The sequence below is a fragment of the Roseovarius arcticus genome (genome assembly GCF_006125015.1).
GTDB lineage: Bacteria > Pseudomonadota > Alphaproteobacteria > Rhodobacterales > Rhodobacteraceae > Roseovarius > Roseovarius arcticus.
Genome location: NZ_SZZN01000001.1, coordinates 1,157,694 through 1,176,845 on the forward strand (window position 1 = coordinate 1,157,694; position 19,152 = coordinate 1,176,845).

Genomic DNA, 19,152 nt, shown 5'->3' on the forward strand with positions numbered 1-19,152 from the left:
TATTGCGGCCACTTTGGCGGCAAGGTTGACGTTGTGACGGACCCCTCAAGTGGGTTAACGGGATGCCAACGACGGTTCAATCCTGCGCCGGTGACCTAGAAAGCCTATTCATCCTATGTCTGATCCGTGTCTGAAGATGGTATTGGTGACACCTGAAATTCCGTACAACACCGGTGCTATCGGGCGGACCTGTTTAGCGTTAGATCTGGAGCTGATCCTGATCAAACCCTACGGGTTTTCGCTCGACGAAAAGGCAGTGCGGCGGGCCGGACTGGATTACTGGCAGCATGTTCATCTGACTGAATATGACGACTGGCACAGCTTTTTGGACGACAGAAAGCCACCACGGGCAAGCCTGCACTTCTTTGAAGAGAGCGGCGCGCAGAGTTTTTACACGCCAGACTATCAACGCGATGCCTATTTGGTTTTCGGGTGCGAATCCAAGGGTCTGCCAATTGCGGTCTTGGATGGCATGGAGGATCGGACATTCAGCTTGCCAATGCGCAATCCAATTGTCCGGTCGCTGAACTTGGCGAATGTCGCCACAGCGGTGGTTTATCAAGCCATGCGGACCCAGTTGGGCGGCTAGAGGCTGTCAATGCTGACTAGCGGGGCGATACGAATGGCAGCTTATCAGCAGAGGCATAGCATTTGCCTCTCAGCTATTTGTGATTTCACCGCGTTCTTGCGCCCGCTGCAATAAGTCTATGACCATTTCCTCGCGTGCCTTAACGCAAAGCGCTTTGAAAACCTCGTCCACGGCATAGCCGTCCCGCGCCGGATCATGGAGAGAGGCGGCGGTCAGATCGTGTTTGCAGTATCCTGTAGCCACGGTAGGATTTCTGCTTTGATACGGGCATCGTCCCAGTGGTGGGCTGAAACCGAGCAATGAACAGCCGCTCGCCCCCTGCCATCGGGGCTGCGAATCACGCATGCGACGCCCACCTCATTCAGGATCATCTGATCGTAGGTGATGGCGTAGCCGTTTTGCGCCGCAGACTCGATTTGGCTGGAAATCTCGGCGCGATCCATCGTGGTGCGGTGTGTCTGGGGATACAGATGCCAATCGCGGATTGCAGCCGCGCGTTCCTCAGGCGGGAATGTCGCCACGATGACCTGCCCGGCTGAAATGCTGAGGGCGGGCACCGACCGGCCCGGCACCGATGCGGCAAATATTGTGCGCGTGCAGGGCAGGCGGGCCGCATAGATAATGTCCTGCCCGGATAATTGCGCCAGATTTACCGTCTCGCCAAGGCGCTGAGACAGGTCAATCAATTTGGGCATGGCGCGCGCGATCAGCGGATCAGACCAGTAATAGGCATAGGCCATCCGCAGCCACGCATGCGACGGCCGGTAGAGCCGCGTCACCGGGTCCTTGTCCAGCATCCCCTCGACGTGCAGCGTATTGGCAAGGCGCTGAACCGCGCTTTTGTCGAGGCCGGTAATCTTGGCCATCGCCGCCAGCGATAATTCCGTATTGGTGTGATCAAAGGCGCGTAATATGCGCAGACCCTTTGCCAGTGAGGCTACAAAGAGGGTATTCTGTTTAGGCTTGGTCACCAAATGTCGCTTTTCAAAAGTGGAGCGGGCGAGGCCGCCCAAGTTTGCTCTTGATTTATGCCGGTCCGCAGGGTTCAAATAATTAAATGGTAATGCAGCGTATCATTATATGATGCGCTGCACATGTAAACAGAATTTGGCGAAGAACCGCAGCATGACTGCGGAAGGGAGGACGAAAGATGAAAGCTGCATTTTTGAAAACAACAGCGCTGGCAATGGCCATGTCGGTAGGCGCCGCTGGCGCCGCGCTGGCAGATAAGGCGAACGATACGCTGAGCATCGCATTTACCAAGGAGCTAGAGAACGTCGACAGTTTCTTTAACTCCTCACGCGAGGGCGTGGTGATGCAACGCGCCGTCTGGGACGGGCTGATCTACCGCGATCCCGAGACCAATGAATACAAAGGCAATCTGGCGACAAGCTGGGAATGGATTGACGACAAGACGCTGGAGTTCAAGCTGCGCGAAGGCGTGAAATTTCACGACGGGTCAGACTTCAACGCTGATGACGTTGTCGCCACGGTCAATTTCGTCGCCAAGGAAGAGAACGGCGTCAAGACACAGCGCAACGTGAACTGGATGGAAGCGGCCGAGAAGATCGACGATTATACCGTCCGCATCACCACCAAAGACGTTTTTCCTGCTGCGATCGAATTCCTGTCTGGCCCGGTTTCGATGTATCCGGCGGACTATTACGCCGAAGTTGGCCCCTCAGGCATGGGCTTGAAGCCCGTCGGTACCGGCCCCTACAAAGTGACCGAGGTCATTCCCGGCCAGCATTTCGTTCTGGAGAAGAACGAAAACTACCATGATAGCCCCAAGGGCCAGCCGACTGTCCCCAACATCGACATCCGTACGATTCCGGACGTTAACACCCAGCTGGCTGAGCTGTTCTCAGGCTCGCTAGACCTGATTTGGCAGGTTCCGGCGGATCAGGCCGAAAAAATGGCCGAGATGGGCGACCGCTTTACCGTGTTGAACGAATCCACGATGCGCGTCGGATACCTGTCGATGGATGCGGCGGGCCGCTCGTCGATGGACCCGAACCCGTTTACCGACGTTAGGGTGCGCCAAGCCGTGAACCACGCCATCGACCGTCAGGCGCTGGTTGATAACCTGCTCAAAGGTAAATCCAAGGTCGTGTCGACCGCCTGCTATCCCAGCCAGTTCGGCTGTTCGCAGGATGTCACCAACTATGATTACGACCCCGAAAAGGCCAAGGCGTTGCTGGCCGAGGCGGGCTATGAGGACGGCTTCAGCACCGAATTCTACGCCTACCGCGACCGCGAATACGCCGAGGCAATTTCGAGCTACCTGAACGCTGTCGGCATTCAGACCGATTTCAAATTGCTGCAGTATTCCGCACTGCGCGAGTTGAACATGAAAGGCGAAGTGCCGATCCAGTTTTCGACCTGGGGCAGCTACTCGATCAATGATGCCTCGGCAATGGTCAGCCAGTTCTTCAAGAAAGGCAGCCTTGACGACGCGCAGGACGATCAGACGAAGGAATGGCTAGACGTTGCCGACAGCTCGACCGATCCGGACAAGCGGCTGGAGTTCTACACCAAGGCGCTTCAGCGTATCGCGGATGAGGCGTATTGGGCGCCGCTGTTCAGCTACAACACCAACTACGTCATGACCAAAGAGGTGCAATACACCCCGACGGCAGACGAGGTGCTGCGCTTTACGGATATGACCTGGAACTAAAGCCGATGATTGGCCCGGTGGATCCACGCGATCCTCCGGGCCTTTCGCTTTGCGCATTGTAGAAACTCGCCAATCCGGCAAGGAGACAACGGCACATGCTGCCATTCATTCTCAAAAGGCTCGGCCTCGCGCTTTTGGTGGCCATTACGGTCAGTTTTATCAGCTTTTCCCTGTTGTTCCTGTCAGGCGACCCTGCCGCGGCTCTCGCGGGCGAGACAGCCAGCGGCGAGGATATCGAATCGCTGCGGCGTCTCTATGGCTTTGACCGGCCTATGCTGGTGCAATACGGCGATTGGCTGTGGCAGGCGCTACAGGGCAATTTCGGCGAGAGCTACTATTTCAAACTACCGGTCGCCAGCCTGATCGCGGACCGCCTGTCAGTCACGATGACGCTGGGCGTTTGCGGGATCACGTTCGCGCTCTTGACGGCTGTGCCGTTGGGCGTCGTTGCAGCGATCCGGCCAAATTCGATCATCGACCGCATCGCGTTGTTCGTATCGGTGGCGGGGCAGGCGATGCCCAGCTTCTGGTTTGGCCTGATCCTGATCGTCCTTTTCGGAATCCAACTGGGATGGTTGCCGCCGTCGGGTGCATCCACTTGGCGCCATTTTATTATGCCGACCGTTGTCTTGGGCTATTACGCCATGCCCGCGATTATGCGTCTGACGCGCGCCGGGATGCTGGAAGTCCTGAACTCAGATTATATCCGCACTGCGCGTGCCAAGGGTGCCGGCGAGGGCCGCGTCATGTTCAAGCACGCGCTACGCAATGCGATCATCCCGGTGGTCAGCCTTGCTGCCGTCCAGATGGGCTTCATGCTGGGCGGCTCGATCGTGGTCGAATCGGTCTTTGCCCTGCACGGCGCGGGCTATCTGGCGTGGGAGAGTATCGCGCGCAACGATCTGCCCACCGTCCAAGCGCTGATCCTGATCTTTTCGATGTTCTACATCATCTTCACTTTTCTCGCGGACGTGCTGAACGCGTGGCTCGATCCCCGCATGAGGAGTTCGTAGAATGGCCGTGCATAAATCCGAGCTCAGCCGGGCCTCCGACCCTTTGCTAGAGGAAATCAGCGGCCCGACGCCGCGCCAGATCCTGCGCAAGCGCGTGCGGGGCCATACCGGACTGCTCTTTGGCGTCGGCGTGGTGTTGGTGCTAGTCATCATTGCGATCCTCGCCCCGGTGCTGGCGCCGCATGATCCCTATTCGCAAAGCCTTAGCAGCCGGATGGTCAAGCCCGTCTTTATGGGCGGCACGTGGGATCATCCGCTGGGCACCGACCATCTGGGCCGCGATTACCTGTCGCGCCTGATCTACGGCGCCCGGGTGTCGCTGCTGATCGGTACCGTCGCGGCTGTCATCTCGGGCATCATCGGCACCGCGATGGGCGTCGCCGCCGGGTATTTCGGCGGCAAGGTAGATGCAGTCGTCACCTTCCTTATCAACGTGCGCCTTGCCATGCCCGTCGTGCTGGTCGCCCTGGCAGTCGTCGCTATCCTTGGCGGATCCCTTGAGGTGGTAATCGGCGTCTTGGGCCTCTTGCTGTGGGATCGGTTCGCCGTTGTGATGCGCGCCTCGACCCTCCAAGTGCGCAGACGCGAATATGTGGCAGCGGCGCAGGCCATCGGCGCGTCTACTACCCGCGTGATCCTGTCCGAAATCATGCCGAACATTGTCAACAACCTGATCGTGATCGTGACGCTGGAAATGGCGCATGCCATCCTGCTGGAGGCGGCGCTGTCCTTCCTCGGCCTCGGGGTGCAACCGCCGACGCCCAGTTGGGGCCTGATGGTCAGCGAGGGCAAAAACATGATGCTGTTTGAGCCATGGCTGGTGCTGATCCCTGGCGTTGTTCTCTTCATCCTCGTGCTGGCGATCAATCTGATGGGTGACGGCCTGCGCGACGTGACCGCCCCCGAAAACCGGAGCTGACTGAATGAGCGACGTATCCGCCAAGCCGCTGCTTTCCGTGCGCGGCCTCACGCTGGACATACCCCTAGCCAGCGGAACCTTGCACGCTGTGCGCGGCATAGATTTCGACCTGCACCGGGGCGAGACGCTGTGCATTGTGGGCGAGTCGGGGTCTGGCAAATCACTGACCTCGCTGGCCATCATGGGGCTGCTGGAGAAGAACATCAAACGCACCGCTGAGCGGATGGATTTCGACGGCATCGAGTTGACCCGCGCGTCCAAACGCCAGATGCGCGGCTTGCGCGGCGACCGGATTGCGATGATTTTTCAAGAGCCGATGACGTCGCTGAACCCCGCCTATACCATCGGCGATCAACTGGTCGAGGCGCTGCGGCTGCATCGCCGCGTCAGCCGCGACAAAGCCCGTATGCGCGCCGTCGAGCTGCTGGAGAAGGTTGGTATCACCGCCGCTGCCAGCCGCCTTGGCCAGTACCCCCACCAGCTGTCGGGCGGTCTGCGCCAGCGTGTCGTGATCGCCATGGCCCTGATGTGCGAGCCCGAGCTGATCATCGCGGACGAGCCGACAACAGCGCTGGACGTGACAATTCAGGCCCAAATCCTGCGATTACTGGTCGACCTGACCAAAGAGATGGACGTTGCCATGATCCTTATCACACACGACCTTGGCGTCGTCGCGCGCGTGGCCGACAATGTTGGTGTCATGTATGCGGGCGAACTGGTGGAAAGCGGTCCCGCAGCCAGCGTCTTTGGCAAACCGCTACATCCCTACACGCGCGGCCTGCTGCGCTGCATCCCGCAACCGGGCAAGACTGCGCGCGGGGCCGATCTGGGTACCATACCCGGCATCGTGCCTTCGCTGGTGGGCGACGTGCAGGGCTGCGCATTCCGTACCCGGTGTCCGCACGCCGTGGACGCCTGCCGCGACAGCATCCCTGAGCGCGGCGAGCCGCCGCATGAATTTCTTTGCGTCCACCCCGATGGCGCCCGCGCCGCCGAAGGAGAACCCGCATGAACGCCCCCGTTCTGGAGCTGCGCAATGTCGCCAAGACCTACAGCGTCAAACAGGGCATCTTCGGCAAGCCAAAGCCTCTGAAGGCCGTCAATGACGTCTCCCTGACGCTGAACCGCGGCGAAGTGCTGGGCCTTGTGGGCGAGAGTGGTTGTGGCAAGTCGACACTGGCCAAGATCCTGCTGGGGCTAGAAGAGCCGACATCGGGGCAGGTACTGGTCGATGGCGAGCAAATCGGCGGTCAGGATCGTCTGGCACTGGCGCGGCGCATTCAGCCGATCTTTCAGGACCCCTATTCGTCGCTGAACCCGCGCAAGACTATTGCCGACATCGTGTCGTTGCCGCTGCTTGTTCATGGCGTAGGCGATGCGAAAAGCCGCGCCAAATCTGTGCGCGAGATGTTGGAATTGGTCGGGTTGCCTGCGCGCGTGCTGAACACCTATCCCAGCCAGATGTCGGGCGGCCAACGCCAGCGTGTCGCCATCGCGCGCGCCCTCATCATGCACCCCGAAATTGTTATCTGCGACGAACCTACCTCGGCGCTAGACGTATCGGTTCAAAGTCAGATCCTGAACCTGCTCAACGAACTGCGCGATGAATTCGGGCTGACCTATCTCTTCATCAGCCACGATTTGGCGGTGGTTGAGCATCTGGCGACGCGCGTTGCGGTCATGTATCTGGGCCGCATCGTGGAAGAGGCGGAGGTAGGCGCGCTGTTTGACGCGCCGCGTCACCCCTACGCGCGCGCGCTTTTGAATTCAGTGCTGACGCCCGACCCGTCGCTTGGCGTGCCCGACACGCAGCTGGGTGCGGCTTATCCTAACCCCATCGCGCCGCCTTCTGGTTGCCATTTCCACCCTCGCTGCCCGTTTGCTCAGGCGGAATGCAAGAGTAAGGCACCGCGCCCAGTGCCACGCGACGCCGGGATGGTAGAGTGCCATTTGCACGATCCCAAAAGTGCGATGTATCGCCCGGATTTCACCGTTTAAGCCCTAAGGAAGCCGCCCATGACCTCGTCCCTGTCGCGCACAATGCAAACCCGCAAGACCGTTATCGAGACGAAAGGGGGCGTCGTCGCATCCCAGCACCGCCTTGCCGCTGAGGCGGGCGCGGAGGTGCTACGCGCCGGGGGCGATGCGGTGGACGCTGCGGTCGCTACATCCTTCGTCGTCGGCGTGCTGGAGCCGTGGATGAGCGGCCCAGCAGGCGGCGGTGCAATGATGCTGTGGCGCGCGGGCGAGGAAAAGGCGATTGCTGTAAACCACGGAATGCGTTCGCCGGCCTCTCTGCGGGTCGAGGACTTTCCTCTGTCGGGGGCAGGGATAGCCAGTGACCTTTTCCCGTGGGAGCAGGTCACCGGCGATGTCAACGTGCAGGGGGCCAAGGCGATCGCCGTGCCGGGCGTCGTCGACGGTCTGGGGCAGGTCCACGCGCAGTTCGGACGCATGCCATGGGCCGATTTGCTGGCCCCGGCGATTGCCCACGCGCGCGAAGGAATGTTGGTCGATTGGTATGCCGCACTTGTCATCGCCTCGACCACGCGCGCACTGGCCGAGGATGCCGACGCCGCCGCGCTGTTTCTGGAGGACGGCCAGTGGCCGACTATCTCAGGCTGGACCGCGCTGGCCGAAAAACGGCTGGATCAAAGCCGCATGGCCGATAGCCTCGACATCATAGCGCGGGGCGGGGCGCGTGCGCTGTATGACGGGGATCTGGGCGCCGCGATGGCCCGCGACGTGCAGGACAAGGGCGGCTATCTGGCCCATGATGACTTGCGCGCATACCGCGCCGAAATGCAGGCGCCACTAAGCGTGTCCTACCGCGACGCGCTTTTCCATGTGATGGATGGGCTGACCGCGGGGCCAACACTCGCCCACGCAATGAGCGAGCTGGAGGCGCGCGACCTCAGCGCCAAGCCTGAGGCATTCGCCGCATACGCCGACGCGCTCGACACGGCCTACGCCGCGCGGCTGGGCAAAATGGGCGACACAGGCGAAAGCCCGCACGCGCCCGGATGCACCACGCATTTCTCGGTCGTGGACCGCGATGGCAACATGGTCAGCCAAACGCAGACGCTGCTGTCGATCTTTGGCAGCCGGGTCGTGTCGCCCTCGACAGGATTTCTGATGAACAACGGCATCATGTGGTTCGACCCGGTGCAGGGGCGTCCCAACTCGCTGGCGCCCGGCAAGCGGTGCCTGATGAATGTCTGCCCGATCATCGGCGAGGTTGGCAGCCGCCGCTTTGCCTTCGGCGCGTCGGGGGGGCGCAAAATCGTGTCGGCCATGACGCAGATGGCGTCCTTTGTCGCCGATTTTGGGATGGACATCGAGGCCGCGTTTCATCACCCGCGCATCGACGTTTCCGGCGGCCCAAAGGTGGTCGCCGACGAGGCGCACAGCAAAGAGGTACTGGACCGATTGCGCAAAGGCCGCGATGTGGTCACTGCCCCGCGCACGGTGTTTCCCTACGCCTTCGCTTGCCCCGCGGGGGTGATGCGCGACGGCGACGCCAACACCGGCTGCACCGAGATCATGTCGCCCTGGGGCGACGCCGCGCTAGAGACAAAGGACTGAGCTATGAGCCGCGAGACCGCAATCGACACCGTCGCCGCCTATTTTGACAACGGCACATTTCAGAGCGAACTGGCCACGCTTGTCTCATACCCTAGCGAGAGCCAGAACCCCGATGCCGCACCCGAACTGATGCGCTATCTGGTCGAAGCGATGCAGCCTCGTCTGAAAAAGATGGGGTTCGAGACCGAGATTATCACAAACCCCGATCCCAGCGGCGGCCCGCTTCTGATCGGTGAGCGGCGCGAGGGCGATGGCCTGCCCACGATCCTGACATACGGCCATGGCGACGTGATCCGCGCGCAAGAGGGTATGTGGCGCGAAGGGCTGGCGCCGTTTGAACTGATTGAAGAGGGCGACCGCCTTTATGGGCGCGGCACGGCCGACAACAAGGGCCAGCATCTGATCAATATCGCCGCGCTTGAGGCGGTGCTGGCAGTGCGTGGCAACCTTGGATTTAACACCCGCATCGTGCTGGAGATGAGCGAAGAGGTCGGATCGGGCGGTCTGGCCGATGTATTCCGCAGCCACAAAGACCGGCTGACGGCCGACGTGCTGATCGCCTCGGACGGCCCCCGCCTGCAGCCCGAAGTGCCGACGATATTCATGGGATCGCGCGGCGGCGTGACCTTTGATCTGGAATTGAACCTGCGCGAGGGTGCGCATCATTCCGGCAATTGGGGCGGCCTTCTGGCCGATCCTGCGATCATTCTGGCCCATGCACTCGCGACGATCACCGACCGGCGCGGGCAGATCCAGATTGCCGAATGGCGCCCCGATAGCCTGACGGACGATGTGCGCGCAGCGCTCGATGGTTTGCCTGTTACTGGTGGCGACGGCCCAGAGGTCGACCTGGATTGGGGCGAGGAAAGCCAGACCCCGGCCGAGCGTGTTTATGGCTGGAACAGTTTTGCCGTCCTCGCGATGACCAGCGGTGTCCCCGACGCGCCGGTCAATGCCATTTCCGCCTCGGCGCGCGCCACCTGCCAGCTTCGCTATGTTGTGGGCACCGACCCTGAGGATATCATCCCTGCGCTGCGCCGGCATCTGGACGCACACGGGTTCGACGCGGTCAAGATCGTTGCGCATGATCGTGGCTTCTTTGCCGCGACGCGGCTTGACCCAAAGCATCCTTGGGTTCTCTTCGTCACGAAATCGATTGAGAAAAGTGCGGGTAGGGCACCGCATGTTTTGCCCAATTTGGCTGGATCGCTGCCGAATGACTGCTTTGCTGACATTCTAGGCATGCCAACCGTGTGGGTGCCACATTCCTATCGCGGATGCTCGCAGCATGCGCCGAACGAGCATGTTCTGAAATCCCTCAGCCGTGACGCGCTGCGGGTGATGGCGGGGCTGTTCTGGGATGTCGGTGCAGGTGGAACGCCAAGCGCGTAGCTCAGGCAAGCTGGCTGATCCGGGGGCGTCATGCGACAGGTCAGAGCGGTCTTTTCAGCCAACGCGCCAGAACGCCCACAATCCCCTCGCGAAACATCAGAACCCCGAGAACAAAGATGACGCCCTGAATGACCGTGACCCAAGCCCCAAAGGTTGCCAGATAGTTCTGCATTGTGACGATGATGCCCGCGCCGACGAGCGGCCCGAATATCGTCCCCATGCCGCCCAGCAGTGTCATCAACACGACCTCGCCCGACATCGACCAATGAACATCCGTAAGCGATGCGAGTTGAAACACCTGCGCTTTGGTAGCCCCGGCGACACCTGCCATGGTGGCCGACAGGGTGAACACGATCAACTTGTACCGATTAACGTCGTATCCCAATGAAATGGCGCGCGGCTCATTCTCGCGGATCGCTTTGAGAACCTGACCAAAGGGTGAATGCACAATCCGGTATAGCAGCAAGATGCCACAGAACGTGACGGCGAGAACAAAGAAATAGAGTGCGATATTGTCCGCAAGCGGGATCAATCCAAACAGATCACCGCGCGGAACGCTCTGAATGCCGTCCTCGCCGCCGGTAAAGTCCGCCTGCAGGGCCACGAAATAAACCATTTGCGCAAAGGCCAGCGTGACCATGGCAAAATAGATCCCCTGTCTACGGATGGCCAGCGATCCGATCACAAAGCCCAGCACCCCGGCAGCCGCGGCGCCGCAGAGCACCGACAACTCGGGCGTAAGGCCCCAGACCTTGGCGGCATGTGCGGCGATGTAACTTGCCCCGCCAAAGTAGGCGGCATGTCCGAACGATAGCAGCCCGCCAAAGCCCAAGAGCAGGTTAAAGGCGGCCGCGAAGAGGGCAAAACACATCACCTTCATCGCAAAGATCGGGTAGACGTAGAATGGCAGAATGATCAGCGCGATCAGCAGAACGGCAAAGATGACCCTGTGGAGCATCGGCATGCTCTCGGTCTGCGCCATCGGGTCAGTATCAGTTTTTTTGTCAGCCATAGCCATTATACGGGCCTCCCGAATAGTCCCTCAGGTTTGATCATCAGGACGATTGCCATGATCACAAAGATAACAACGGCCGATCCTTCTGGATAAAACACGCGGGTCAGTCCCTCGACGATACCCAGCATATAACCCGTCAGGATCGCCCCCATGATTGATCCCATCCCGCCGATCACAACCACGGCAAAGACGACGATGATCAATTGCTCGCCCATGGTGGGGTTTACTGAATAGATCGGTGCGGCCAGTACGCCGGCAAATCCGGCCAGCGCGACGCCGAACCCGTAGGTCAGCATGATCATCAGCGGCACGTTCACCCCAAAGGCGCCGACCAGCACGGGATTTTCCGTGGCAGCACGCAGATAGGCGCCCAAGCGGGTCTTTTCGATCATGAACCACGTGCCGAAGCACACAACAACTGAGGCGGCAACGACCCACGCGCGGTAGTTCGGAAGGAACATGAAGCCAAGATTGTGTCCACCAGAAAGCAAGTCAGGGATCTGATACGGCAGCCCCGAAATCCCGTAATAGTTGCGAAACAGGCCCTGAATGATCAACGCGAGCCCAAAGGTCAGCAATAGCCCGTACAGATGATCGAGATGGTAGAGCCGCGACAGCATTGTCCGCTCAAGCACGATGCCAAAAACCCCCACGATCAAAGGCGCCAGAATAAGCGCCGGCCAGTAGCCGATGCCGAGGTATGCCAGCAGCATCCACGCGACAAAGGCACCAGCCATGTAAAGCGCGCCGTGGGCGAAATTGATGATGTTGAGCAGGCCAAAGATTACCGCCAGCCCAAGCGACAGCACCGCATAGAACGACCCGTTGATCAGGCCCAGCAATAGCTGGCCTAGCAGAACCTGCGGCGGTATTCCCAGAAGTTCAAACATGATGCGGTCTCGTTCGTCGGTGGGGTCAAGGTAGATCCGCCCGGCCAGAACGGCCGGGCGGGCGTTAGCAGTGATTACTGCTTGGTAAAGTCACACTCTTCCAGCATCGGCAAGAACGCGTCTTCGCCGCTGATCGAGGAGATCTGGTTGTAGAGGTCCCATTCGCCAGTCGACTCGTCGGGCGATTTGACTTCAAAGAGGTACATGTCGTGGATCGCACGGCCATCGCCGCGCACTGTGACCGTACCAAAGAGCGGATCTTGGAATTCCATCTCTTTCATCTTCGCCACCACGGCCTTGCCATCATCGGCACTGCCGACGGCTTCGACTGCGGCCAGATAGGCCATAGTGCCGGAATAGACGCCCGCCTGCACCATGGTCGGCTGCGAGCCGTGCGCATCCATAAAACGCTTGGACCATGCGCGCGTATCGTCGTTTTGGTCCCAATAGAACGCTTCGGTCAGCGACAGGCCCTGTGCGGTCTGCGCGCCCAAGGCATGCACGTCGGTGACAAAGAACAGCAGCGCAGCCAGCTTCTGACCCGCCTGCGTGATGCCAAATTCCGACGCTTGCTTGATCGCGTTGACGGTGTCGCCGCCGGCATTCGCCAGACCGATTACATCAGCGCCGCTGCCTTGTGCCTGTAGCAAAAAGGACGAGAAATCGGTCGCCGGGAAGGGCACATTGACTTGGCCGACCACTTCGCCGCCATTTTCCTCGACCACACGTGCCGTGTTTTCCTCCAGCGAATGACCAAACGCATAGTCCGCTGTCAGGAAGAACCACTTTTTGCCGCCTGCATTTGTCATCGCGGCGCCGGTACCGGTGGCCAGAGCGGCCGTGTCATAGGTCCAGTGAACTGTCGTCGGGCGGCACTGCTCGCGGGTCAACGAAGTGGAGCCGGCGCCTGAGTCGATCAGCACACCGTTTTTCTCAGTGGTGATGTCACTGACGGCCAGCGCGACGGACGAGGTTGGCACGTCGAGAATGGCGTTCACGCCATCCACATCATACCACTGGCGCGCGATGTTCGAGCCGATGTCAGGCTTGTTCTGGTGGTCGGCAGAGATAATTTCGACGCTCATGCCCTTGTCCGCGGCTTTGAAATCCTCAACTGCCATGCGCGCAGCCACTACCGAGCCTTCGCCCGACAGGTCTGCATAGACGCCCGAGCGGTCGTTGAGCACGCCAAGCTTCACTGCGATATCCTGGGCAAGCGCGGGTGCGCCCGTCATCGCGGCAAGCGCCGCTGAACTGATAGCAAGTTTCCTGAACATGTCTTTCCTCCTTGGTTGTAGCGCAGATGCGCCCTTTATAGCTCTAGACGCCCAGATAATCGTGAAGTTTCTGGGTGTTCTCATCCGACTGGTCGTTCGGGATCATGTCCACGACCTTGCCTTGATCCACAACGTAATGCCGGTCAGCGACCGACGCGGCAAAACGGAAATTCTGCTCCACGAGGACGATGGTGAATCCCTCTTCCTTGAGAGCTGCGATAGTATGCCCGATCTGTTGGACAATGACCGGGGCCAGACCTTCGGTAGGCTCGTCCAGCAGCAAAAATTTGGCTCCGGTGCGCAAAATGCGTGCGATTGCCAGCATCTGCTGTTCGCCCCCCGACAATTTGGTGCCTTGGCTGCTGGTGCGCCGTTCGCTCAAATTGGGAAAGAGATCATAGATCCGTTCCACGGTAAGGCCGCCATCCGCGATGCGCGGCGGCAGCATCAGGTTTTCCTCCACACTGAGCGACGAAAAGATGCCGCGTTCCTCAGGGCAAAGCGCGATGCCAAGCCGGGCGATCTGGCGCGGTTGCATCCCGATCAGTTCAGTCCCTTCAAAGGTCACCGACCCGGAGCGCTTGCTCAAAATTCCCATGATCGCCAACAGCGTTGTGGTCTTGCCCGCGCCGTTACGGCCCAGCAGGGTGACAACTTCGCCGCGCCGCACCTCAAAGTCGATACCGTGCAAAACATGGCTTTCGCCATACCAGCCCTGCAGGCCGCTGACTTTCAAAAGTACATTTGCCGCGTCACTCATGGCTGGCTCCGATGTAGGCTTCGATCACTTCCGGGGCTTTTGAAATCTCGGCGTAGGTGCCTTCGGCCAGGATCTCGCCGCGCGCCAGCACCGTGATGCGGTCGGACAGATCTGCAACCACCGACAGGTTATGCTCAACCATCAGCACGGTTCGGTTTTCGGCAATGCGCCGGATCAGGTCGGAAATACGATCAACGTCTTCCCGGCCCATGCCCGCCATAGGCTCGTCGAGCAGCAACATGTCCGGACTGAGCGCCAGCGTTGTGGCAATCTCAAGCGCGCGCTTGCGCCCATAGGGCAGGGCGGCGGCGCGCTCATAGGTGAATTCGGTCAGTCCGACCTCGTCAATGTAGCTACGGGCCTGATCGTCAAATTTCGTCAGTACCTTTTCGGACCGCCAGAAGTCATAGCTTTCGCCGCGCGCCCGCTGCAATGCGACCCGAACGTTCTGCAAAACGCTCAGATCCGGAAAGATCGCCGAGATCTGAAATGACCGTACCATGCCCAACCGTGCAATTTCCGCAGGCTTCAGACGTGTGATGTCGCGGCCTTCGTAGATGATCGTTCCACGGGTCGGTTGCAGAAACTTGGTCAACAGGTTGAAACAGGTCGTCTTGCCGGCGCCATTCGGGCCGATCAGCGCGTGAATGGTTCCTTTTTCGATCGATAGATCGACGTTGTTCACGGCAACGAAGCCCTTGAACTCTTTCGTCAATCCCTTGGCTGCAAGCGCGATTGCCATCCCATCCCCATGTCATCTTTTTTGCCGAACTGCACACGTTGAGCGCGTGTCCGAGCATTGTTGTTACGAAGATTCGTAACGTTTGGCTGTAGAATGTAAACACTATTACGGCGCCTACGGTAGGTTTACGCGGTCGGCATACGCAGACCTTGATCGCCACTGCGTGTTGAAAGCTCAGTGCGCTCAGTGACGATTTCGAACGAGAACATTTTGCGACGACCTATTCAAGACTGCTTTTGCTGGGTGCGCGATGCGGCGTCGCGTGCTAGACAATTGGCCTAAATTCACAGTGTGGCCAATCTTCGCCTATGCTGGAGGTGTTAAAACGATTCAATGCATTCTAGTGTTTCCAATATCGAGGTGAGGGGAACTCAAAATGGCAAGCTCAATAATCGAAGAAGACCTGAAGGTTGAAGGCAACATAAGCTCAACCGAAGGAAGCGTCGAAGTAAAAGGAAGCGTGGTTGGCGACGTCGCTGCCGAAGAAATCACGATCCATTCGAGTGGCTCAGTCGAGGGCGCCTTGTCTGCGAAAAAGATATATATAGAGGGCAAGGTCAAAGGCAGCCTGAAATGCGACGATCTGAAAATCGTATCCACGTCCATTGTGCAAGCCGACGTCGTAGCCAAAACGATGACCACCGAAAGTGGCGCGAAGGTCGTAGGCAAGGTCGAAATCACCGGAGGGCAATAGAGGATATTATGTTGAATAATATCGCATAGGCCTCGTAAGCTCTTAAACTCACCTTCCTTGGTCAATTTCCGCAAAGTGAACCAGTCACGATGTCGCTTACCGCTTCTACCGAAATGTCTGCGCTGCAACCCTTTATCGATGCCATGCAAGATGGTGTCGCGATTGTTGCGCGGGACGGAACGATTATTGGCGTGAACAAAACTTGGCGGCAGTTTAGTGGGGCCAATGGCGGCGACCGGGTGTCGGACTACCTTGGCGCGAACTATCTCGACGTCTGTCACAAAAGCTCGATCGAAGGAGACACCCTCGCCACGCCCATCGAGCGGGGCATCTCTGGTGTTTTGACAAATGGAAAAGAGTTTTTAGCGGAATATCCATGTCACTCTGCAACCGAAAGGCGATGGTTTGAAGTAATTGCGCGCCCCTTTGACATTTTGGGCCAACGGCTCGCTTTGGTCGCCCACCGAAACGTAACCTCCAGAAAGCTTGCGCAAGTTGAAGCGAACTACGCAGAGCAGAACGCGCAGAACCTTGCCGCTATTGTCACGACGATGCCGGATGCCGTCATTTCTTTTGATCTGGAAGGCCGGATCACTAATTGGAACGCCGCTGCCACGGTTCTTTACGGATATGAGCGCGATGAAGTTATTGGCCAATCAATGGAGATCCTATATCCGCCCAATTGGCCAACGCGGGTTAAGACCTATATTTCCGAGATTATAACGAGCGAATTGAAATACTTTGACGCCGTACGTCAGACCAAATCCGGCGGACTGCGAACGATTGCGATAACCGCCGCACCGATACGGTCTGAAGTGGGTGAAATCGTTGGCATTTCGAATGTTCATCGCGACGTCACGCACAAACGCAAAGCGGAACAGAAGCTGCGTAGCGTGCTCGACAATCTCTTTGCTTTTGTAGGGATATTAGAACTCGATGGGACGCTTGTTGAGGCCAACAGGGCACCTTTGGAGGCCGCCGGGCTAGAGGCCAAAGATGTCATTGGAAAAAAGTTCTGGGATTGTTTCTGGTGGAATTTTTCGCCGGATGCACGGCAGAAATTACGCGATGACTGCACGCGGGCGCGCAATGGCGATATCGTCCGGTATGACACACAGATCCAAGTCGTCGGCGGGCATCTTGTCTGGATAGATTTTCAGTTGGCGCCTTTGCGAAACGCTGATGGACAGATCATCAACCTTGTGCCTTCGGGCATTGATATTTCCGACCGCGTTAAGATGGTCGAGGCTCTTGAATTGTCTCACGACACATTCAAGAACCTTGTGGCTCGCTCTCCGTTCGGAATCTACACCGTTGATGCAGACTTTCGCCTTTCCCACGTGAGCGACGGCGCACAGCCGGTTTTCGCCAACGTCCGCCCACTGATCGGTCATGATTTTGAAACAGCGTTAAAGATCATCTGGCCAGCAGATTTTGCAGCCGAGGCAGTTGCGTTATTCCGGCACACTCTCGCGACCGGTGAGCCCTACCATTCGCCTTCAACTACTGAACGCAGGCAGGACAAAGGCGAAGTCGAATCCTACGACTGGATGATCGAACGCATTGTAATGCCCGACGGGCGGTTTGGCGTCGTTTGTAACTTTTACGATCTGTCTGAGCGTGAAAAATACGAGCAACACGTCCGCCTTTTAATGAGTGAGGTGAACCATCGCTCGAAAAATCTTCTTGCGGTTGTTTTATCTATGGCGCGTCAAACCGCCCGGAGCTCTACATCAGAGGAATTCGTTGACCACTTTTCACAGCGTCTTCTTGGTCTTTCAGCGTCTCAGAACCTAATCGTAGAAGGCGGCTGGGGGGGCGTGAGTGCCAAGGAATTGGCCCGCTCTCAGCTGAATCATCTGGGCGAGGAAATGCGCACTAAACGTGTCAGGATCGAAGGGCCAGAAATTATAGTATCACCGCCAGCCGCAGAGGGCATCGGGATGGCATTGCATGAGCTGTCGACGAACGCACTTAAATACGGATCCCTGTCGGGCCCTGCCGGGTCGGTTGAGATTACGTGGGGCATTGACGAATGCGCCAACACATTCCAAATACAATGGACTGAGAAAGGTGGGCCGCCGGTTTCCAACCCTGAAAGGATAGGGTTCGGGCGGACAGTGATAGAAAAAATGGCGGCAAACTCTGTTGGCGGGTCAGTCGAGGTTCGATATGCATCAACCGGGCTGGTCTGGGTTTTAACCGCGCCACTGCAGGGCATCGAGATGGCCAAAGAGGCGTAAATTCGGCTAATCTTTTGGGGAGCAAACATTTTGGGCAGCCGGATTATCTTAATCGAAGACGAGCCGCTTATCGCTGCCGATATTGAGTTTGCTATTCAGGACGCTGGCTACGACGTTGTAGGCTCTGCGCGGACCGTGGATGAAGGACTTCGCCTGCTAAAGACGACAGTCTGCGACGGGGCGGTGATTGATGCAAATCTCAATGGTCAAAGCTCCAAAGCGATAGTGGACAAGTTGGATTTAGCCGCTGTGCCCTACATCGTCGTTTCGGGATACACTCGTGATCAGATCGATTTTCTAAAGGAAGGCACTGTATTGATCGGCAAACCGTTTCGCATGTCTGATCTTACAAATGCCATCCGAGAAAACTTGGTTCGTGAAAACTAGATATCTATAATAACGCCGCGATCCTCAAAGACTGGATTACGTCTGACTGCGCACATTCAAAACATCTCGAAGCGGTCGTTGACCAGTTCCAGAAACCGGGCGGCAACGCGCGAAGGCTGGCGCAGCGCAGGAAGAAGCAGATCATAGCGAAAGGGCTGCTCGGGCGTCAGGGGGCGCACGGTGACGCGTCCGGCATTTGCAAAATATGTCGCTGTGACAGGCTCGATGATGGAAATGCCCGACCCAGCCGCGACCATCTCGCAGATTGAGGCCGAGAGTTGGGCTTCGGCGACGATCCGGGGACGCGCGCCGCCAGCGGACAAGAACAGGTCTGTCTCGGACCGGGTGCCGATTTCGGCGCCAAGCGCGATGAACGGTTGCTGGTCAAAATCCGCGGGTTCCAAAATCTCCTTTCGCTCCAGCGCATGGCCGATCGGCAGGACGGCTAGCATTGGCGCTGTAAAAATCGGCCTGCGCAGTACTGCGGGATGATCGTTGTCCAGCGCAGCAAACCCCAGATCAAACTGCTGCGAACTGAGGTGCCGCAAAACCGCCTGCGAGCTTCGGGCGCGCAAGGATACGGTGATGCCCGGCTCTTCGGCGATGAATTGCGCGATGACGTCTGGCAACAGCTTTAGCGCCAGTGCGGGCATCCCGGCAACCAGCAGGCTGCCTTTGCGAAAATCTCGGATATCCTCGATCACGCGAGAAATCTCGGCCATCCCGACGAAGGAGCGTTCTACCTCCTCATAAAGCGCCAGCGCCTCGGACGTCGGCAAGACCTGCCGGCCGCGCCGCTCAAACAGGTCAAACCCCGCCGCGCGCTCAAGATCCGCGATGACTTTGCTGATTGAGGGCTGCGTGGTGCCCAGTACCTCGGCTGCTGCTGTGATCTTGCCCGTCTCGATAACGGCGCGAAAGGCCTCGATCTGGCGATGGGTGAGACGATGAAGCATCAATAATACATAT

The 19,152-nt window shown here is 58.6% G+C and carries 18 protein-coding genes and 1 pseudogene; 12 read left to right on the forward strand and 7 right to left on the reverse strand.

Annotation, left to right across the window (positions count from 1 at the left end; translation table 11 throughout):
* The first annotated feature begins 115 nt into the window (after nucleotides 1–115).
* On the forward strand, nucleotides 116–589 hold the full coding sequence (locus MK6180000_RS05475; protein ID WP_138933817.1) for a tRNA (cytidine(34)-2'-O)-methyltransferase: 474 nt from the start codon (nucleotides 116–118) through the stop codon (nucleotides 587–589).
* Between the two features lie 212 nt (nucleotides 590–801).
* Here the strand turns inward: MK6180000_RS05475 and MK6180000_RS05480 are convergent, their stop codons facing one another.
* A complete protein-coding gene (locus MK6180000_RS05480; protein ID WP_138933818.1) occupies nucleotides 802–1,560 on the reverse strand; it encodes an IclR family transcriptional regulator in 759 nt (252 codons plus the stop codon).
* A gap of 215 nt (nucleotides 1,561–1,775) precedes the next feature.
* Between MK6180000_RS05480 and MK6180000_RS05485 the strand changes: the two genes are divergently transcribed.
* The 7 genes from MK6180000_RS05485 (at nucleotide 1,776) to MK6180000_RS05515 (ending at nucleotide 10,175) form a co-directional block, all read left to right on the forward strand.
* Complete coding sequence (locus MK6180000_RS05485) at nucleotides 1,776–3,266, forward strand: ABC transporter substrate-binding protein (RefSeq protein WP_246040591.1); 1,491 nt, start codon at nucleotides 1,776–1,778, stop codon at nucleotides 3,264–3,266.
* A gap of 95 nt (nucleotides 3,267–3,361) precedes the next feature.
* The gene (locus MK6180000_RS05490) at nucleotides 3,362–4,279 is read left to right on the forward strand and encodes an ABC transporter permease (RefSeq protein ID WP_138933820.1); all 918 of its coding nucleotides are present in this window, start codon (nucleotides 3,362–3,364) and stop codon (nucleotides 4,277–4,279) included.
* Between the two features lies 1 nt (nucleotide 4,280).
* Nucleotides 4,281–5,198, forward strand: a complete 918-nt coding sequence (locus MK6180000_RS05495; RefSeq protein ID WP_138933821.1) for an ABC transporter permease — start codon at nucleotides 4,281–4,283, stop codon at nucleotides 5,196–5,198.
* 4 nt (nucleotides 5,199–5,202) lie between these two features.
* Nucleotides 5,203–6,210, forward strand: a complete 1,008-nt coding sequence (locus MK6180000_RS05500) for an ABC transporter ATP-binding protein (protein WP_138933822.1) — start codon at nucleotides 5,203–5,205, stop codon at nucleotides 6,208–6,210.
* Complete coding sequence (locus tag MK6180000_RS05505) at nucleotides 6,207–7,196, forward strand: ABC transporter ATP-binding protein (protein ID WP_138933823.1); 990 nt, start codon at nucleotides 6,207–6,209, stop codon at nucleotides 7,194–7,196. The genes MK6180000_RS05500 and MK6180000_RS05505 overlap by 4 nt, the downstream gene beginning before the upstream one ends.
* An 18-nt stretch (nucleotides 7,197–7,214) precedes the next feature.
* Complete coding sequence (locus tag MK6180000_RS05510) at nucleotides 7,215–8,783, forward strand: gamma-glutamyltransferase family protein (protein ID WP_138933824.1); 1,569 nt, start codon at nucleotides 7,215–7,217, stop codon at nucleotides 8,781–8,783.
* A gap of 3 nt (nucleotides 8,784–8,786) precedes the next feature.
* Nucleotides 8,787–10,175 carry a M20 family metallopeptidase gene (locus MK6180000_RS05515; protein ID WP_138933825.1) on the forward strand — a complete coding sequence of 463 codons (1,389 nt, stop codon included), beginning with the start codon at nucleotides 8,787–8,789 and terminating at the stop codon, nucleotides 10,173–10,175.
* Nucleotides 10,176–10,215: 40 nt separating this feature from the next.
* Here the strand turns inward: MK6180000_RS05515 and MK6180000_RS05520 are convergent, their stop codons facing one another.
* From MK6180000_RS05520 to MK6180000_RS05540, 5 genes are all read right to left on the reverse strand, one after another.
* Nucleotides 10,216–11,187 carry a branched-chain amino acid ABC transporter permease gene (locus tag MK6180000_RS05520; protein ID WP_425466823.1) on the reverse strand — a complete coding sequence of 324 codons (972 nt, stop codon included), beginning with the start codon at nucleotides 11,185–11,187 and terminating at the stop codon, nucleotides 10,216–10,218.
* 5 nt (nucleotides 11,188–11,192) lie between these two features.
* Nucleotides 11,193–12,080: a branched-chain amino acid ABC transporter permease gene (locus MK6180000_RS05525; protein ID WP_138933827.1), complete on the reverse strand. Its 888-nt coding sequence runs from the start codon at nucleotides 12,078–12,080 to the stop codon at nucleotides 11,193–11,195.
* 74 nt (nucleotides 12,081–12,154) lie between these two features.
* On the reverse strand, nucleotides 12,155–13,357 hold the full coding sequence (locus tag MK6180000_RS05530; RefSeq protein ID WP_138933828.1) for an ABC transporter substrate-binding protein: 1,203 nt from the start codon (nucleotides 13,355–13,357) through the stop codon (nucleotides 12,155–12,157).
* Nucleotides 13,358–13,400: 43 nt separating this feature from the next.
* Entirely contained in the window at nucleotides 13,401–14,117 is a 717-nt protein-coding gene (locus tag MK6180000_RS05535; RefSeq protein ID WP_138933829.1) for an ABC transporter ATP-binding protein, read from the reverse strand.
* Nucleotides 14,110–14,859, reverse strand: coding sequence for an ABC transporter ATP-binding protein (locus MK6180000_RS05540; protein WP_138933830.1), 750 nt, complete (start codon nucleotides 14,857–14,859; stop codon nucleotides 14,110–14,112). The genes MK6180000_RS05535 and MK6180000_RS05540 overlap by 8 nt, the downstream gene beginning before the upstream one ends.
* Before the next feature lie 376 nt (nucleotides 14,860–15,235).
* Here MK6180000_RS05540 and MK6180000_RS05545 point away from each other — a divergent pair, with 376 nt between their 5' ends.
* From MK6180000_RS05545 to MK6180000_RS05555, 4 genes and pseudogenes are all read left to right on the forward strand, one after another.
* On the forward strand, nucleotides 15,236–15,553 hold the full coding sequence (locus MK6180000_RS05545) for a bactofilin family protein (RefSeq protein ID WP_138933831.1): 318 nt from the start codon (nucleotides 15,236–15,238) through the stop codon (nucleotides 15,551–15,553).
* Nucleotides 15,554–15,696: 143 nt separating this feature from the next.
* A pseudogene (locus MK6180000_RS20995) lies at nucleotides 15,697–15,771 on the forward strand (hypothetical protein); the annotation flags it as partial.
* A gap of 123 nt (nucleotides 15,772–15,894) precedes the next feature.
* The gene (locus MK6180000_RS05550) at nucleotides 15,895–17,796 is read left to right on the forward strand and encodes a PAS domain-containing sensor histidine kinase (protein WP_342777704.1); all 1,902 of its coding nucleotides are present in this window, start codon (nucleotides 15,895–15,897) and stop codon (nucleotides 17,794–17,796) included.
* Between the two features lie 30 nt (nucleotides 17,797–17,826).
* The gene (locus MK6180000_RS05555; protein WP_171054554.1) at nucleotides 17,827–18,183 is read left to right on the forward strand and encodes a response regulator; all 357 of its coding nucleotides are present in this window, start codon (nucleotides 17,827–17,829) and stop codon (nucleotides 18,181–18,183) included.
* Between the two features lie 56 nt (nucleotides 18,184–18,239).
* On the opposite strand, the gene MK6180000_RS05560 is transcribed toward MK6180000_RS05555, so the two are convergent.
* Nucleotides 18,240–19,139, reverse strand: a complete 900-nt coding sequence (locus MK6180000_RS05560) for a LysR substrate-binding domain-containing protein (RefSeq protein WP_138933834.1) — start codon at nucleotides 19,137–19,139, stop codon at nucleotides 18,240–18,242.
* Between the last annotated feature and the right edge of the window lie 13 nt (nucleotides 19,140–19,152).

Bases quoted from the DNA above. Each gene is read 5' to 3' on its own strand.
- MK6180000_RS05490 (WP_138933820.1), top strand. From the start codon at position 3,362: ATGCTGCCATTCATTCTCAAAAGGCTCGGCCTCGCGCTTTTGGTGGCC.
- MK6180000_RS05540 (WP_138933830.1), bottom strand. From the start codon at position 14,859: ATGGCAATCGCGCTTGCAGCCAAGGGATTGACGAAAGAGTTCAAGGGC.
- MK6180000_RS05520 (WP_425466823.1), bottom strand. From the start codon at position 11,187: ATGGCTGACAAAAAAACTGATACTGACCCGATGGCGCAGACCGAGAGC.
- MK6180000_RS05530 (WP_138933828.1), bottom strand. From the start codon at position 13,357: ATGTTCAGGAAACTTGCTATCAGTTCAGCGGCGCTTGCCGCGATGACG.
- MK6180000_RS05485 (WP_246040591.1), top strand. From the start codon at position 1,776: ATGGCCATGTCGGTAGGCGCCGCTGGCGCCGCGCTGGCAGATAAGGCG.
- MK6180000_RS05475 (WP_138933817.1), top strand. From the start codon at position 116: ATGTCTGATCCGTGTCTGAAGATGGTATTGGTGACACCTGAAATTCCG.
- MK6180000_RS05510 (WP_138933824.1), top strand. From the start codon at position 7,215: ATGACCTCGTCCCTGTCGCGCACAATGCAAACCCGCAAGACCGTTATC.
- MK6180000_RS05500 (WP_138933822.1), top strand. From the start codon at position 5,203: ATGAGCGACGTATCCGCCAAGCCGCTGCTTTCCGTGCGCGGCCTCACG.
- MK6180000_RS05545 (WP_138933831.1), top strand. From the start codon at position 15,236: ATGGCAAGCTCAATAATCGAAGAAGACCTGAAGGTTGAAGGCAACATA.
- MK6180000_RS05515 (WP_138933825.1), top strand. From the start codon at position 8,787: ATGAGCCGCGAGACCGCAATCGACACCGTCGCCGCCTATTTTGACAAC.
- MK6180000_RS05560 (WP_138933834.1), bottom strand. From the start codon at position 19,139: ATGCTTCATCGTCTCACCCATCGCCAGATCGAGGCCTTTCGCGCCGTT.
- MK6180000_RS05535 (WP_138933829.1), bottom strand. From the start codon at position 14,117: ATGAGTGACGCGGCAAATGTACTTTTGAAAGTCAGCGGCCTGCAGGGC.
- MK6180000_RS05495 (WP_138933821.1), top strand. From the start codon at position 4,281: ATGGCCGTGCATAAATCCGAGCTCAGCCGGGCCTCCGACCCTTTGCTA.
- MK6180000_RS05505 (WP_138933823.1), top strand. From the start codon at position 6,207: ATGAACGCCCCCGTTCTGGAGCTGCGCAATGTCGCCAAGACCTACAGC.
- MK6180000_RS05525 (WP_138933827.1), bottom strand. From the start codon at position 12,080: ATGTTTGAACTTCTGGGAATACCGCCGCAGGTTCTGCTAGGCCAGCTA.